This window comes from Kitasatospora sp. NPDC059408 (genome assembly GCF_042751525.1).
Taxonomy (GTDB): domain Bacteria; phylum Actinomycetota; class Actinomycetes; order Streptomycetales; family Streptomycetaceae; genus Kitasatospora.
In genome coordinates this window covers 58583-73986 of sequence record NZ_JBHYWI010000034.1, presented here as the reverse complement: position 1 = coordinate 73986, position 15404 = coordinate 58583, and the positions used below count along the sequence as shown (strand labels likewise).

The 15404-nt window shown below is 74.5% G+C and carries 11 protein-coding genes; 7 read left to right on the top strand and 4 right to left on the bottom strand.

Going from position 1 to position 15404, the window contains the following annotated elements:
- Positions 1-240 precede the first annotated feature (240 nt).
- Both ACFXDE_RS22955 and ACFXDE_RS22950 read left to right on the top strand, forming a co-directional pair.
- Positions 241-1650, top strand: a complete 1410-nt coding sequence (locus tag ACFXDE_RS22955; protein ID WP_380496669.1) for a DUF1254 domain-containing protein — start codon at positions 241-243, stop codon at positions 1648-1650.
- Positions 1651-1745: 95 nt separating this feature from the next.
- Positions 1746-3080: a DUF1254 domain-containing protein gene (locus tag ACFXDE_RS22950; RefSeq protein ID WP_380442413.1), complete on the top strand. Its 1335-nt coding sequence runs from the start codon at positions 1746-1748 to the stop codon at positions 3078-3080.
- A gap of 94 nt (positions 3081-3174) precedes the next feature.
- Here ACFXDE_RS22950 and ACFXDE_RS22945 read toward each other — a convergent pair whose 3' ends face one another.
- Positions 3175-5094, bottom strand: coding sequence for a sigma-70 family RNA polymerase sigma factor (locus ACFXDE_RS22945; protein WP_380496668.1), 1920 nt, complete (start codon positions 5092-5094; stop codon positions 3175-3177).
- Positions 5095-5301: 207 nt separating this feature from the next.
- On the opposite strand from ACFXDE_RS22945, the gene radA reads away from it, so the two are divergent.
- On the top strand, positions 5302-6837 hold the full coding sequence (gene radA, locus ACFXDE_RS22940; protein WP_380496667.1) for a DNA repair protein RadA: 1536 nt from the start codon (positions 5302-5304) through the stop codon (positions 6835-6837).
- 150 nt (positions 6838-6987) lie between these two features.
- Positions 6988-8097 carry a DNA integrity scanning diadenylate cyclase DisA gene (gene disA, locus ACFXDE_RS22935; protein ID WP_380442406.1) on the top strand — a complete coding sequence of 370 codons (1110 nt, stop codon included), beginning with the start codon at positions 6988-6990 and terminating at the stop codon, positions 8095-8097.
- A 155-nt stretch (positions 8098-8252) separates the two neighbouring features.
- Here disA and ACFXDE_RS22930 read toward each other — a convergent pair whose 3' ends face one another.
- Positions 8253-9143, bottom strand: a complete 891-nt coding sequence (locus tag ACFXDE_RS22930; RefSeq protein ID WP_380496666.1) for a hypothetical protein — start codon at positions 9141-9143, stop codon at positions 8253-8255.
- A 212-nt stretch (positions 9144-9355) separates the two neighbouring features.
- Between ACFXDE_RS22930 and ACFXDE_RS22925 the strand changes: the two genes are divergently transcribed.
- Complete coding sequence (locus ACFXDE_RS22925) at positions 9356-10300, top strand: A/G-specific adenine glycosylase (RefSeq protein WP_380496665.1); 945 nt, start codon at positions 9356-9358, stop codon at positions 10298-10300.
- A gap of 99 nt (positions 10301-10399) precedes the next feature.
- Here the strand turns inward: ACFXDE_RS22925 and ACFXDE_RS22920 are convergent, their stop codons facing one another.
- On the bottom strand, positions 10400-11995 hold the full coding sequence (locus tag ACFXDE_RS22920; protein WP_380496664.1) for an MDR family MFS transporter: 1596 nt from the start codon (positions 11993-11995) through the stop codon (positions 10400-10402).
- A 208-nt stretch (positions 11996-12203) separates the two neighbouring features.
- On the opposite strand from ACFXDE_RS22920, the gene ACFXDE_RS22915 reads away from it, so the two are divergent.
- Positions 12204-12851 (top strand): TetR/AcrR family transcriptional regulator, encoded by a 648-nt coding sequence (locus ACFXDE_RS22915; protein WP_380496663.1) that lies wholly within the window; start codon positions 12204-12206, stop codon positions 12849-12851.
- A 92-nt stretch (positions 12852-12943) separates the two neighbouring features.
- Here the strand turns inward: ACFXDE_RS22915 and ACFXDE_RS22910 are convergent, their stop codons facing one another.
- Positions 12944-13867, bottom strand: a complete 924-nt coding sequence (locus ACFXDE_RS22910; protein WP_380496662.1) for a M23 family metallopeptidase — start codon at positions 13865-13867, stop codon at positions 12944-12946.
- A 365-nt stretch (positions 13868-14232) separates the two neighbouring features.
- On the opposite strand from ACFXDE_RS22910, the gene ACFXDE_RS22905 reads away from it, so the two are divergent.
- Complete coding sequence (locus tag ACFXDE_RS22905; protein WP_380496661.1) at positions 14233-15402, top strand: threonine aldolase family protein; 1170 nt, start codon at positions 14233-14235, stop codon at positions 15400-15402.
- Positions 15403-15404: the final 2 nt, after the last annotated feature.

Genomic DNA, 15404 nt, shown 5'->3' with positions numbered 1-15404 from the left:
GTGCCGCGCCCCCCCCACTGCCCGCGGGGGGGGGTGGGAAGTCGGCCCGGCCGACTTCCCACTCCTGCTTCCCTCCCGTTTTCCCTCGTTTCCCTCCCGCTTTTCCACTCCCGGGGCGTCCCCTTCCCTCCCCTTCCCTCCGCTTCCCTCCGCCCGCCCTTCCAGGTGCTGACCGGCGCCTCCCCGCCTAGCATCCCCTATGTAGTGATTTGTCCTGATCCTGCTGGGGAGAGCGACACCATGGTCAGCCCGGCCCTCGTCGATCCGACCACCGTCCGTGCGACGGCTGCCGAGGCGTGGCTGCGCGGGTACCCGATCCTGCGGAACTACCGCACCTTGTACGCGCAGGCGCTGGACGACGCCGATCCGGCGTACGTCGGCGGCTTCGGGGTCTTCCGCCACCACCCGCCGCCGTCCGCCCTCGACCCGGCGACCCTCCGCACCGCGACCCCCCACACCGCGCCTCTCCCCGCCTCGCCCCCCGGTGAGGGAGCCGTCGACCACGACCTCCCGTCCTCCTCCGCCTGGCTCGACCTGCGCGCCGAGCCCTGGGTCCTCTCCGTCCCCGCCGACGACCGCTACTACGTGCTGCCGGTCCACGAACTCGACGCCGTGTACGCCGGGTTCGTCGGCGCCCGCGCCACCGGCCCGGAGGCCGGCGACCACCTGGTGGCCGGCCCCGACTGGCAGGGCGAGCCGCCGCCCGGCGTCCGGAGCGTGATCCGGACCGCCACCCGTCTGGCCGGCATCGTCGCCCGCACGCACCTCGCCGGGCCGGAGCCGGCCGACGTCGCCGCGATGGAGGCCGTCCGGCAGCAGTATCGGCTGCGGCCGCTGCACGAGTACGAGGGCACCCCGGCGCCGCACCCCGCCCCGGACCCGGTCTGGCCGGTCTGGCGGGACGAGGTGACGGACACCGTCGAGTTCTTCGCCTTCCTCGACTTCCTGCTCGGCTTCTTCCCGCTCCCGTCGCCCCGCCACCCGGCCGCCGTCCCGCTCCCGCCCGCCGAGGCGGACCTGCGCGGCCGCCTCACCGACCTCGGGATCGACGGCCGCGGCGAGTTCGAGCCCGCCGCCCTCCCGCTGGACGTGCGGGCCGAGATGGCGCGCGGCATCGCCGACGCCCGGGCCCGGCTGGAGCGCGAGGCCGCCGCCCGCCCCGACGCGTGCGGCCTCGCCGGCACCCGCGAGCAGACCGGCGCCGACTACCTGCGCCAGGCCCTCGACGCCCGGCTCGGCCCGTACGACCTCCCCGCCGAGGAGGTCTGGTGCGGCGCCTGGACGGCCGACAGCGAGGGCCACCGGCCGCCCAGCGCGAGCGACCGCGACTACACGATCCGGTTCGGCCCCGGCGCGCTCCCGCCGGCCCGCTTCTCCTGGTCCGCCGCCCTGTACGAGCTCCCGGACCGCCGGCCGGTCGACAACACCCTCGACCGCTACGCGATCGGCGACCGGACCCCGGGCCTGGTCCACGACCGGGACGGCGGTCTGACGCTCCACGTCCGGCACAAGCGCCCCGCCGACGCCGAGCACTCCGCCAACTGGCTCCCGGCGCCGGACGGCCCGTTCACCGTCGTCCTGCGGCTCCACGGCCCCGAGGCGCCCGCACTCGACGGCCGCTGGCGGCTCCCGCCGCTCACCCCGCGCTGACCGCCGCTCGCCCCCTGACCCCGACCGGCCACGACCACCCCGACCGACCACTCCCCAGGCCCGACCCCCCCCGACCGACCACGACAGGACACCCGATGACCCAGCCCGAGCTGGAGGCCCTGGCCGCCGACGCGTACGTCTACGGCTACCCGCTCGTCGCCGGCCTCACGATGGTCGAGCGCTTCACCAAGGGCGGGATGGGCACCCTGCCGGCGGCGACGTTCAACCGCTTCAGTCACGCCACCCGGCTGGCCGCCCCGGGGGACGACTTCGTCTCGGTCAACAACGACACCGTCTACTCGATCGCCCAGCTCGACCTCTCCGAGGGCCCCCAGGTGCTGCACGTCCCGGACACCGCCGGGGCCTACTACGTGCTGCAGTTCGTCGGCGCCTGGACCGACAACTTCGCCTACCTCGGCAGCCGGGCCACCGGCACCGGCGCGCAGACCTGGCTGGTCGTCCCGCCCGGCTGGCACGGCACCCCGCCCGACCCGGAGAAGGTGATCGAGGCGCCGACCACGGTCGCGACCGTCGTCGGCCGCTTCGCCTGCGCCGGCCCGGACGACCTCCCCCGGGTCAAGGCCCTGCAGAACGCGCTCACCCTCACCCCGCTGGAGCCCGGCGGCCTGGCCGCCGGCCTGCCCGAGCCCGACCAGGACGTCCCCGAGCGGCTCGCGTTCTTCGAACGGATGCGGATCTGGATGCGGGCCTTCCCGCCCGCCGGGCCCGACGTCGAGTACGAGCGGCGGCTGGCCCCGCTGGGCCTGCTGGACGAGGGCGTCTCCCCGTACCGGGCGGCGGCCTCGGACTGGACCCACACCCTGCTCAAGGGCCTGGCCGCCGGGCGCGAACGGGTCGAGGCGGCCACCCGCCCGCCCGAGGACCACCCGCTGGGGGAGTGGCGCTCGGCGCTGCACCTGTTCGACTACAACATCGACCACCTCGGCCCCGGCACCATCGACGACCCCGAGTGGCGCATCCCCGACCGCCGCGCCGGCTACCTCAGCCGGGCCGCCGCCGCCCGCGCCGGCCTGTGGGGCAACCACGCCTACGAGGCCTCGTACGCCATGACGTACGACGACTCCGACGGCCGCCCGCTCAGCGGCGCGAACCGCTACACGCTCCGCTTCGACCAGCCGCCGCCGGCCGAGGCGTTCTGGTCCGTTACGATGTACTCGCTGCCGGACTACTACCTCGTGGACAACCCGATCGAGCGCTACTCGATCGGCGACCGCACCCCCGGCCTGGTGCACGGCGCGGACGGCTCGCTCACCCTGACCCTGCAGCACGAGGAGCCCGAGGACCCGACGGAACTGGCGAACTGGCTGCCCACCCCGGCGGGCGAGTTCCGCCCGATCATCCGCTTCTACCGGCCGAAGCAGTCCGTCCTGGACGGCACGTACCAGGTGCCCCTGATCCACCGGCGCTGAACCGCTCTCGGCTCGGGCCGGGAGACGCCCCACCCACCGTCGCGTGCACCTGACGCCGCAGCCCGCCCTCCGGTGTGAGCCGAAAGGCGCTCCCTCACCGCGGCGAAGGCTGCGGCGGGGCCGATGCGCCGCTCCGCGGGTGCGGCGTCGACGTCGCGCTCGGGGACGCCGTGGCCGTCGGGCTCGGCGAGTGCGAGGGCGGGGTCGGGGGCTGGGATGTCGGCGTGCTCGTGGGCGTGGCCGTCGGGGTGGCGGTCGGTGCGGGAGTCGCGCTGGGCGGGGCTGTGGCGGTCGGGGTGGTGCCCGGGGCGGGCGTGGCCGTGGCCGTGGCCGTCGGTGCCGCGGTCGGCGTCGGTGAGGCGGACGGCGGGGCGGAGCCGCCGTGGTCCTGCGGGCCGCCCTCCAGGGTGACCACGGCCTCGGACGGCGGCAGCGCGATCCGGGCCGTCCAGTGCGTCGTGGGAGCGAGGCCGTCGTCCACCGTGACGATCACCGTGATGCGCTGGCCCGGTTCGAGCGTCCCGGAGTCGCGGCTCAGCCGGAGCCAGGCCGCGTCCACGACCGCGTGCCAACGGATCTCGCTGCCACCGGAGTTGGTGAGCGTGAGGACCGTCCGGTTGCCGTACTCGCCCGCCTCGACGGTGAGCAGCCCGACCGGTGCGGGCCGGTCGGCGCCGCCGCCCGCGGCCCAGCCGGATCCGGCGGCCGGTCCGACCGCCGTCGCGGGGGTGGCGATCAGGGCGGGGCTGCCGAGCGGCGTCGCGCCCCGGCCCGGGACGGGGACGGCGGGACCTTGGAGCACGGGCCCGCGGAAGCCGGGGAAGAACGTTTCTGCACCCGTCGCCCCGGCCCCCGCGAGCTCCACCCCGGGCACCCCCGTCCCACCGACGGAACCCGCGCCCGAGGTGGTGACCCCCACCCCGCCGGCCCCCGCCGGCCGCTGCTCCGCCTGCCGCCCGGCCTCGTCCACCCGCACCGAGGACACGGCCGCCGTCGCCCCGGGCCCGCCACCACCCCGGTGGCCGGCCCACAGCGCGACCACCGGCGCCGCCAGCACGGCCGCGAGCACCCCGGTGGTCACCACCCGACGCCGGACGGCCAGTCCGCGCCCCGCGTCCGGCGCGCGGTGCCGCGGGAACCCGCTCTGGTCGAACCGCAGACCCGGTTCGACGGCCGCCTCCGCACTCGCACTGCGCCCGGCCCCGGACGCCTGCGGCAGGTACGCCACCATGCCGTCCGGCGCGGACGAGGCCGGCGCGGCGGGCGCCGCCAGCAACGGCAGCCCGGCCAGCCCAGCCGGCCCAGCCGGACCCGCTGGACCCGCCGGCCCCGCACCGTCCGTCGCCTCGCCCGCCACCCGCTCCGCCGTACCCCGGCAGGTCGGACAGTCGACGACGTGCTGCACGAGCTCCCGCCGCAGCGCCGGCCCGAGCACCCAGTCCCGCCAGCTCTCCGCCCCGGCCCCGCCGAGCCGGTCGAGCTCCGGGCAGCTGCCCACGCCGAGCACCAGCAGCGCCGACCTGGTGCGGGCGACCTCCGCCTCCGCCGCGCCGAGCAGCGCCCGGGTCGCGTCGAACGGCAGCCCGAGCACCGCGGCCACCTCCAGCGGGGTCAGCCGGTGGCGGACCGACAGCTCCAGGGCCTCCCGCTGCTCGGGGTCGGTCCCGGCCGCCTCCGGCCAGGCGAGCGAGGCCAGCTCGCGCCGGCGCCGGGCCGCCTCGGCCTCCGTCAGCCCGGTGCCGGCCGTCCCCCCGGTGCCGTCCGCGAGCCGCCGCAGGCAGCAGTACCGGGCGAGCGAGAACAGCCAGGCCCGGACGAGCCCGGGTTCGGCCAGCCGTCCGCCGTGCCGCTGCGCCAGGTCGCGGACCTCGCGCAGGGTGTCGGCGGCGCTGTCGTGCTCGCACAGCACCGAGAGGCAGTAGGTGAACAGGCCGTCCACCTGCCGGTCGTACGCCGCGAGCACGGCCGTCGCCGGTCTTTCCGCGCGCGGCGGCCCATCAGTACGCGTTGTCACCCGTCCGACGGTAGGGACGACGGGCGGCCCGTCCGGCTGATTCCCGGCGTATGTACTTCTTTCGGGTAACAACATCGCCCACGTGTGTGGACGCCCGGCCCTGAACGGAAGCCGATCCGGACCCAGGCCCGGACCGGACCCGGATCGGACCCGGCCCCCGCACGGCCGTACCCGCCACTGTCGTACCCAGACGCTACGGTGGGCCCCATGGCTGCCCGTACCAAGACCACCGCCAAGCCGCGCCCGGCGTACCGCTGCACCGAGTGCGGCAACCAGCTGCCCAAGTGGGTCGGCCGCTGCCCGGAGTGCAACGCCTGGGGCACGGTGGAGGAGTACGGCGCGGTGCCGATCCGGACGACGGCGGCCGGCCCGGTCAGCGCGCCGGCCCGCCCGATCGCCCAGGTGGACGGCCAGGTCGCGACGGCCAGGTCGACGGGCGTCCCGGAGCTGGACCGGGTCCTCGGCGGCGGTCTCGTCCCCGGCGCCGTGGTGCTGCTGGCCGGCGAGCCCGGTGTCGGCAAGTCCACCCTGCTGCTGGACGTCGCCGCGAAGGCGGCCACCGCCCAGCACCGCACGCTGTACGTCACCGGCGAGGAGTCGGCCGGCCAGGTCCGGCTGCGCGCCGACCGGATCGACGCGCTCTCCGAGCACCTCTACCTCGCCGCCGAGCAGGACCTCGGCGCGGTGCTCGGGCACATCGAGGCGGTCGGCCCCGGCCTGCTGATCCTCGACTCGGTGCAGACCATCGCCTCCGCCGAGCTGGACGGCGCCCCCGGCGGCCCGGCGCAGGTCCGCGAGGTGGCGGGCGCGCTGATCCGGGCGTCCAAGGAGCGCGGCATGGCCACGCTGCTGGTCGGTCACGTCACCAAGGACGGCCAGATCGCCGGCCCGCGCCTGCTGGAGCACCTGGTGGACGTCGTGCTGAGCTTCGAGGGGGACCGGCACGCCCGGCTGCGGCTCATCCGCGGGGTCAAGAACCGCTACGGCGCCACCGACGAGGTCGGCTGCTTCGAGCTGCACGACGAGGGCATCGTCGGCCTGGCCGATCCGTCCGGCCTCTTCCTGACCAGGCGTGACAAGCCCGTCCCCGGCACCTGCCTCACCGTCACGCTGGAGGGCAAGCGCCCGCTGGTGGCCGAGGTGCAGGCACTGATGGTGGATTCGCAGATCCCGTCGCCGCGCCGGACGACCTCCGGCCTGGAGTCGCCGCGGATCGCGATGATCCTGGCGGTCGTCGAGCGGCACGGTGGCGTGAAGCTCGGCAAGCAGGACATCTACACCGCGACGGTCGGCGGCGTGAAGCTCAGCGAGCCCTCCGCGGACCTCGCGGTCGCGCTCGCGGTGGCCAGCTCCTCCACCGACACCCCGCTGCCGAGCAACCTGGTGGCGATCGGCGAGGTCGGCCTGGCGGGCGAGGTGCGGCGGGTGACGGGTGTGCAGCGCCGGCTCGCCGAGGCGCACCGGCTGGGCTTCACGCACGCCCTCGTCCCGCCGGACCCGGGCAAGGTGCCGCCGGGCATGAAGGTGGTCGAGGTGGCCGACATCGGCGAGGCGCTGCGCGCCATCCCGGGCCGTCGCCGGGCCGCCGCCAAGCCGCGCGGTGAGGCACGTGGTGAGGCGCGCAGTGAGGCGCGTGGTGAGGCACCGTCGGCGCCGCCGGCCCCGCGCCAGGCCCGGGTCGCCGCCTACCCGGAGGAGCTGATGGACGGCTGGGAGCCGCTCGACTCCGACGAACTGCGCTGACCCAAGCCCTGTCCCCGCCACACGCAGTTAGACTTTCCCCTGTCTCATTGACGAGAAGGCGAGTACCGAGCGGTACTGAGCGACAGAGCAACAGACCGCAGGCCGGGCGCACGGCGCGAGGCGCGCGGCACGGGCGACCGGAGGAGTCACGTGGCAGCCAGCGACCGGGGGGCGGACAAGTCCTCCCGTGAGGAGGCCTTGCTGCGGGCCTCCCTCAGCGCGATCGCGCCCGGCACGGGGCTGCGCGACGGCCTGGAGCGGGTCCTGCGGGCCAACACCGGCGGTCTGATCGTGCTCGGCTTCGACAAGCACGTCGAGTCGATCTGCACCGGCGGCTTCGTCCTGGACGTCGAGTTCACCGCGACCCGGCTGCGCGAGCTGTGCAAGCTGGACGGCGCGGTGGTGCTGGACAAGGACATCACCAAGATCGTCCGGGCCGGCGTCCACCTGATGCCGGACTCCACGATCCCCACCGACGAGACCGGCACCCGTCACCGCACCGCCGAGCGGGTCAACCGGCAGACCGGCTACCCGGTGGTCGCGGTCTCGCACTCGATGCGGCTGATCGCGATGTACGTCAACGGCACCCGGCGGGTGCTGGAGGACTCGACCACCGTCCTCTCCCGCGCCAACCAGGCGCTCGCCACCCTGGAGCGCTACAAGCTCCGTCTGGACGAGGTGGCCGGCACGCTGTCCGCGCTGGAGATCGAGGACCTGGTGACGGTCCGGGACGTCACCGCCGTCGCCCAGCGCCTGGAGATGGTCCGGCTGATCGCCACCGAGATCGCCGGCTACGTGCTGGAGCTCGGCATCGACGGCCGCCTCCTGTCGCTCCAGCTGGACGAGCTGATCGCGGGCGTGGAACCGGAGCGCGAGCTGGTCGCCCGGGACTACTTCCCGGAGCGGGCCGCCAAGAAGGGCCGGACGGTCACCGAGGTGCTGGCCGACCTGGAGGCGCTCACCCACGCCGAGCTGCTCGACCTGCAGACGGTCGCCAAGGCGCTCGGCTACTCCGGCTCGCCGGAGTCGCTGGACGCCGCCGTCTCGCCGCGCGGCTACCGGTTGCTGGCGAAGATCCCGCGCCTGCCCAACACGGTGATAGAGCGCCTGGTCGAGCACTTCGGCGGGCTGCAGAAGCTGCTCGCGGCGAGCATCGACGACCTGCAGACGGTCGAGGGCGTCGGCGAGACCCGGGCCCGCTCGGTCCGCGAGGGCCTGTCCCGCCTTGCCGAATCGTCCATCCTGGAGCGTTACGTCTGACCCTCGGCCGGATCGCCGGATCGCCGGATCGCCGGATCGCCGGATCGGCCGTCAGGCATCCATCGGCCGCACAACGATCGTCCCGCACAACACCGAAGCCCCCGACCGCGGTTCGCGGATCGGGGGCTTCGGCGTACGGGCGGGGTGACGGCCGGTCAGCCGTCCAGGCGGATCGAGATGCGCGCCGAGACCTTGTCCCCGGTGAGGCCGGTGACGTCGGCGTTCACCACGTAGGTGTCGTTCGCCGGGGGCGCCGGGTCGGGGGTGGCGCACTGCGGCTTGCTGCGGCTGCGGTCCCAGGTGAACGTCTCGATCTGGCTGCCGTTGGCCGGGAGCTGCACCCAGAGGCTGCCCCGGTCGGTCGGGCAGTCGCCGGAGGACCAGACCCGGTCGCCCTTGTTGGCGGCGGTCACGGTGACCACCGAGGTCGTCCGGCCCAGGTCCACGCGGCAGTTGGCGCCGGAGGAGTTCTTCACCGTCAGGGCGAACCGCGGCTTGTCCTTGGACTGGTACGAGTTCTGCGGGCTGGCCAGCTCCAGGGCCACCTGCGAGGTGGCGCAGATCGGCAGCGCCATCACGTCGGGCGTGTTCACCGCGGGGGCGCCGCCACCGGAGCCGCCCGCACCGCCGCCGGTGCCACCGGCTGCACCACCCGCCGTACCACCCGCCGCCGCGCCGCCGGCACCGCCGGTGGCAGGGGCCGGGCCGGCCGCGCCGCCGGTGCCCGTGCCGCCGGTGCTGAGGCTGACCTCGCCGCCGCCCCCGCCCGAGCCGGGGACGGTACCGCCCGTGCCGCCGCCGGAGCCGCCGGTGCTGCCGCCGCCGGGGCGCGCCGCGGGGCCGCTCGGCGAGGCGCCGGGCGTGATGGCCTGAGCGGGTGTCTGGGACTGGGTCGGCGCGGCTTGCGCGGCCTTGCTCTGTGATCCGTCGTCACCGCCGCCGCCCTGATCGGACATCAGCCAGGCGATGAGGGCGATGACCGCGGCCACGGCGGCGAGCACGACGACACGCCGTCGCCAGTAGATCGAGGCCGGCAACGGTCCCACGGGTTGACGCAGAGAGGGCACACCCGAACTCTACGAGACAGTGTGTGGCGATTGACTCACCAACACCGCACAGTCGCCCCTTCCTTCACATGATCCGCCATTTGAGCCGTTCGAGGGAGGTCTTCCGGCGTGTCCGCCCGGAAATTCCACAGGATCCGGAATCACCTACTCCACTTCGGCCGGGTCCGTGGGCGTGGGAGGATCGAAGGGCCATGACTTCCAACACCGCCACCGCCACCACCGTGTCTCCTTCCCCCGCAGGACCCGCCCTTCGGCTGCCCCTCCCGCTGCCGGCGCTGCACGCGACCGTCCTCGACTGGTACGAGGCCAGCAAGCGCGACCTCCCCTGGCGCACGCCCGACGCGTCGCCCTGGGCGGTCATGGTGAGCGAGTTCATGCTCCAGCAGACCCCGGTGAAGCGGGTCCTGCCCGCCTGGGAGGCGTGGCTGGAGCGCTGGCCCACCCCCGCCGACCTCGCGGCCGACGCCCCCGGCGAGGCGGTCCGGATGTGGGGCCGGCTCGGCTACCCGCGGCGCGCGCTGCGGCTGCACGCGGCGGCGGTGGCGATCACCGAGGAGCACGGCGGCGAGGTGCCGGACGACCACGCCACGCTGCTGTCGCTGCCCGGGGTGGGGGAGTACACGGCCGCGGCCGTCGCGTCCTTCGCCTTCCGCCAGCGCCACGTCGTGCTGGACACCAACGTCCGCCGGGTGTTCGCCCGCGCGGTGACGGGCGTCGAGTACCCGGCCCAGGCCACCACGGCGGCCGAGCGCCGGACGGCGACCGCGCTGCTGCCCGACGACGCCGGGACGGCCGCCACCTGGGCGGTCGGCGTGATGGAGCTGGGCGCGCTCGTCTGCACCGCCCGCGGCCCCGAGTGCGGCGACTGCCCGCTGTTCACCCACTGCGCCTGGCAACGGGCCGGCCGCCCGCCGTACGAGGGCCCGGCCCGGCGCGGCCAGTCCTACGAGGGGACGGACCGGCAGGTGCGCGGCAAGCTGCTCGCCGTCCTGCGCGAGGCGCACGGCTCGGTCGAGCAGGCCCGGCTGGACGCGGTCTGGCCGGACGCCGTGCAGCGGGCCCGAGCCCTGGACGGCCTCGTGGCGGACGGCCTGGTCGAGCCCGTCGAGCAGGGCGTCTACCGCCTCCCGCAGTAACTCTGCCCCGATGGCAGTAGACCTGCCCCGACACACGACGACGCCCCCGGAGAACCCTCCGGGGGCGTCGCGTCGATCAGCCGCGCACGGCAGGGGCCGTCAGACGGCCGCGGCCTCCAGCGAGGCCTCGGCCGCCTTCTCGTCCTTGCCGGCGCCGCGCAGCGGCACCTCGCGCATGAAGACCGAGGCGGCGATCGCGATCACGGCCACCGCCGCACCCCACAGGAAGACGGTGTGCATGCCGTTGGCCACCGCGTGGTGGTAGGCGTCCTGGACCGGGGCGGGCAGCTGCTTCAGCGCCGCCGGGCTCATCTGGCTCGGGTCGGCCTTCGACGCGCCGGCCGAGGCGTGCTCGCCCAGCCGCTCCTTCATCGTGTCGGCGACCCGGTTGTTGAACAGGGCGCCGAACAGCGCGACACCGAAGGAACCGCCGATCGTGCGGAACAGGGTGGCGGTGGAGCTGGCCACGCCCATGTCCTTGAGCTCGACGCTGTTCTGCGCGACCAGCATGGTGATCTGCATCAGGAAGCCCATGCCGGCGCCCAGCACGACCATCCAGCAGGCGGACGTGAAGCTGCTGGTCTCGGTGCCCATGGTGGAGAGCAGGACCATGCCGCCGGTCATCACGATGGTGCCGATGACCGGGAAGATCCGGTACTTGCCGGTCTTGGTGACGACCTGGCCGACCACGAGCGAGACGACCAGCATGCCGAACATCATCGGCATCAGCAGCAGGCCGGAGTTGGTCGCCGAGGCGCCCTGCACGATCTGCTGGTAGAGCGGCAGGAAGACGGTCGCGCCGAACATCACGAAGCCGACGATGAAGCCGATGATCGAGACCAGGGTGAAGTTCAGGTTCTTGAACAGGCTGAGCGGGAGCATCGGCTCCTCGACCCGCTGCTCCACGTAGCAGAAGGCGATCAGCGAGGCGGCGGCCAGCGCGGCCAGGCCGAGGATCTGCTTCGAGCCCCACGCGTACTGCTGGCCGCCCCAGGTGGTGATCAGCACGAGCGAGGTGATGCCGGTGGTGAGCAGGATCGCGCCCAGGTAGTCGATCCGGGCGTTGTTGCGGACCTTGGGCAGCTTCAGGGTGACGACGACCACGGCGAGCGCGATCACGCCGAGCGGCAGGTTGATGTAGAAGGTCCAGTGCCAGCTCAGGTGGTCGGTGATGAAACCGCCGACGAGCGGGCCGCCGATGGTGGCGAGCGCCATCACCGCGGCGAACATGCCCTGGTACTTGCCGCGGTCGCGCGGCGGCACGAGCGCGCCCATGATCGACATGACGCCGACCATCAGACCGCCGGCGCCCAGGCCCTGCAGGGCGCGGAAGCCGATCAGCTCGTTCATGTTCTGCGACAGGCCGGACAGTGCCGAGCCCACCAGGAAGATGACGATCGAGGTGAGGAAGGTGCCCTTGCGGCCGTAGAGGTCGCCGAGCTTGCCCCAGATCGGGGTCGAGGCGGCCGTGGCCAGGGTGTACGAGGTGACCACCCAGGACAGGTGCTCGGCGCCGCCGAGGTCACCGACGATCGTGGGCATCGCGGTGCCGACGATCAGGTTGTCGAGCATGGCCAGGAGCATCGTGACGACCAGGCCGACCATCACGAGGCGGATCTCGCGGGGTGACCGCGGCTGTTCCTCCTCGGCCTGCTTGTCCTCCGGCACCGGGTCGGCGGTCTTGGACTGTGACATGGGGTGGTGTCTCCCGGGACTGGGTGTGGACGATCGTCGGGCCTGGAGCGGCTACTTACTTGTCGCCCGGCTAGTTTATGGACCGTCGGCACGGTAAGTTGTCCACTAGCCGGTCGTCAAGCCAGTTTCCATCCCGGCCGCCTGGGCAGGGAGAATGTGTCCCGGGGGGCGGGCACCGCCGGCGTCCGCAGCAGTCACCGACGCAGTCATGAGGCAGGCCATGGGTACGACGCACAGCCCGCGCAACGACACCCGGGCCCGCATCATCGCGGTCTCTCTGGAGCTCTTCGCCGAGCAGGGCTACGAGCAGACCTCGCTGCGCGAGATCGCCGACCGCCTGGGCGTCACCAAGGCCGCGCTCTACTACCACTTCAAGACCAAGGACGACATCGTCCACGGGATCGTCGAGTCCATGGCCGCGCCGATCGACGAGACCATCGAGTGGGGCCGGCAGCAGCCCTGGACGCCGGAGCTGCGCGACGAGCTGATCCGCCGCTTCGCGGCCGGGATGTCCGAGCGCGCGCCGTTGCTGCGCTTCTTCCACGAGAACCAGCCCGCCCTGCGCGAGTCGCCGGCCGGCCTGGAGTTCAAGGAGCGCATGATCGCGATGGTCCGCCTCGTGCACGGGCCGGACGCGAGCTTCCAGGACCGGCTGCGCGCCGCGATGTCGCTCTTCACCATCAACTCGGCGATGTTCCTGCTCAAGCAGGACGAGACCGGCACCGACCACGTCGACCACCTGTGGCACGAGTCGCCGCAGGCCACCGTGGAGGAGGCGATGGCCGCCGCCCGCGAGGTCGCGCTGGAGATCGGCGCCCTGATCGACCGCCCGGTTCCCGCCCCGGCCCAGGCCTGAGCACACCCGGGCCCGATCACACCCGGGCCCGGTCACGACGGACGGGCGGCCCGGCGCGCGAGCCGCCCCGTCCCCCTCGGGACCTCCGGACCTCAGAAGTCCGTGACGCCGTGCGAGGCCAGGTACGCGACCGGGTTGATCACCGCGCCGTACCGGTTGCTGGTGCGGATCTCGAAGTGCAGGTGCGGCCCGGTCGAGTTGCCGGTGCTCCCGGAGCGCCCGATCTCCTCGGCCGCCGAGACCTGCTGGCCGGGCGACACCTCCACCGAGGACAGGTGCGCGTACTGCGCGAAGCGCCCGTCCGCCAGCCGCAGCACGACCTCCTTGCCGTACGAGCCGTCCCAGCCGGCCGACACCACGGTCGCGTTCCCGACCGCCAGCAGCGGCGTGCCCGGGTCGATCGCGAAGTCCACCCCGGTGTGGTAGCCCGCCGCGTACTCGGAGTTGGGCACCCCGTACGGATTGCTGGTCGGCGCGCCCGGGACGGGAGCGGACCAGTCGGGCGCCGCGGCGGGCGCGGGCACGGCCTCCCCGCCTTCGGGGGTCGGCGCCGCCGGGGCCGGCTCGGCGGCCGGCTCGACCGGCAGCAGGTTGGGGGCCATCGCCACGTCCGCCTGCGCCGATTCGCTGTCCTCCGGGAGCCGGTACGGGCTCGGCCCGGCCACCTGCACCATGCCGGGGACGGGCACCGTGGCCTGCGGCGCGGTGAAGGCCGAGCTGCCGGGGGTGGTCGGGAGGACCGTCTGCGCGGAGGCGCTGCCGGGCGCGGCGACGAGCAGCGCGCCGGCCAGCAGCACCGCGGTGCCCCCGGCGGCGACGACGGCCCGCTCACGGTCGGCCCACACCCGGGCGCCGGGCAGCGGGTGCCGGGCCTCGGCGAGCGCGAGCACCGGCGCGGCGTGGGCGCCGAGGGTGCGGACGGCGTGGCCGAGTCGGGGCTGCCAGGCCGCCGCCTGGGCCGCCGTGCGGGCGGCGAGCCGGCGCAGGGCCGGCCCCACGGGCGGGACAGAGGACATGGCGGGCCCAATCACGGTCGTAGCAGGGCAGCACGAAGGGCCCGGTCGGGCGCGGCGTGTGCTGAGCGGGGGACCACTCAGCTTTAACCGTCACCGAGCGGACTCCCAAACGCGGTGACGTACTACGGCGTGTAGTCGGTGTCGCGCCGGAGATTCAAGCCGACGGAGCAACGATCATGAAATCCGATGGTCGGCCCACGGTCCGCGTCGTCCGCCGCGCCCGTCGACGCCGTCTACTACCGCCGGTCGTACCGCCTCCGAGTCCTGTGACCAGCACCACGCGGCCGTGAGGTTTGCCGCCGGCCGCGCCCGCCGCTCGCGTCCGCACCGCTGACCGGGAGCCTCCGCTGGGGGACGATCGACGCATGTATGCCAACAGCAGCGACGACCTCGACGGCCCCCGCCGCCCGAGCCTCCAGGACCGCCGCTTCGCCGCCCAGCGCGGCTGCGAGCGGCTGCTCTCCGGCCACCGGCCGAAGAGCCTGCGCGAACACCTCGCCGCCCTGGCCGGGGAGGCGGACGGCGTCCACGACCTCGACGGGCGTCCGGACCAGTACGGCGACGGCGTGGTCCGCGCGCTGGAGCGCCGGGTCGCGGACCTGCTCGGCACCGAGGACGCGGCCTTCTTCCCGACCGGCACGATGGCCCAGCAGGTCGCGCTGCGGATCCACGCCGAGGCGGCCGGGCTGCCCACCGTGGCCACCCACCCGCTCGGCCACACCGACCAGCACGAGCGCCACGCGCTCGGCGTGCTGACCGGCCTGCGGAGCGTCTGGCCGACCCTCGCCCCGCGCCTGCCCACCGTCGAGGAGGTGCGCTGCTTCGACGAGCCGTACGCCGCGATGATCCTGGAACTGCCGCTGCGCGAGGCCGGCTTCGTGCTGCCCGACTGGGCGGAGCTGGTGGCCGTCGCCGAGGTCGTGCGGGCGGAACAGGGCGCGGCGCTGCACCTGGACGGCGCGCGGCTCTGGGAGTCGGTGTTCCACCTCGGCCGCTCGCTGCCGGAGGTCGCCGCGCTGGCCGACTCGGTGTACGTCTCCTTCTACAAGACCCTCGGCGGGATCAGCGGCGCCGCACTGGCCGGTCCGGAGCGCTTCGTGCGGACGGCGAAGGCCTGGCGGCACCGGTACGGCGGCCAGCTGTTCCAGCAGTGGCCGCCCGCGCTGGCCGCGCTCGCCGGGCTGGAGCGCGAACTCCCGCGCCTGGAGGGGTACGTGGCCCACGCCCGGACGGTCGCCGGCGCGCTGGCCGAGGCCGTCGCCGCGGTGCCCGGCGCCCGGGTGCATCCGGCGCCGCCGCACACCCACCAGTTCCAGCTCTGGCTGCCTTACCCGGCCGCGGAGTTGGAGGAGGCGGGCCTGGGGCTGGCCGAGGACGCCAAGGTGGGCCTGTTCGGCAGCTGGCGCGAGCCCGGCCCGCCGGGGCTGGCGATGACCGAGGTCACGGTGGCCGCCGAGGCGCTGGACTGGACGGCCGCCGGGATCGCGGAGGCGGTCGCGGCCTTCCTCGACCGCCTGCCCGAGCGCAAGGCCTGAAA

What these genes read in the sequence shown, in the direction of transcription:
- ACFXDE_RS22955 (WP_380496669.1), top strand. Translation starts at nt 241, where the DNA reads ATGGTCAGCCCGGCCCTCGTCGATCCGACCACCGTCCGTGCGACGGCT.
- ACFXDE_RS22950 (WP_380442413.1), top strand. Translation starts at nt 1,746, where the DNA reads ATGACCCAGCCCGAGCTGGAGGCCCTGGCCGCCGACGCGTACGTCTAC.
- radA (WP_380496667.1), top strand. Translation starts at nt 5,302, where the DNA reads ATGGCTGCCCGTACCAAGACCACCGCCAAGCCGCGCCCGGCGTACCGC.
- ACFXDE_RS22925 (WP_380496665.1), top strand. Translation starts at nt 9,356, where the DNA reads ATGACTTCCAACACCGCCACCGCCACCACCGTGTCTCCTTCCCCCGCA.
- ACFXDE_RS22920 (WP_380496664.1), bottom strand. Translation starts at nt 11,995, where the DNA reads ATGTCACAGTCCAAGACCGCCGACCCGGTGCCGGAGGACAAGCAGGCC.
- ACFXDE_RS22915 (WP_380496663.1), top strand. Translation starts at nt 12,204, where the DNA reads ATGAGGCAGGCCATGGGTACGACGCACAGCCCGCGCAACGACACCCGG.
- ACFXDE_RS22910 (WP_380496662.1), bottom strand. Translation starts at nt 13,867, where the DNA reads ATGTCCTCTGTCCCGCCCGTGGGGCCGGCCCTGCGCCGGCTCGCCGCC.
- ACFXDE_RS22905 (WP_380496661.1), top strand. Translation starts at nt 14,233, where the DNA reads ATGTATGCCAACAGCAGCGACGACCTCGACGGCCCCCGCCGCCCGAGC.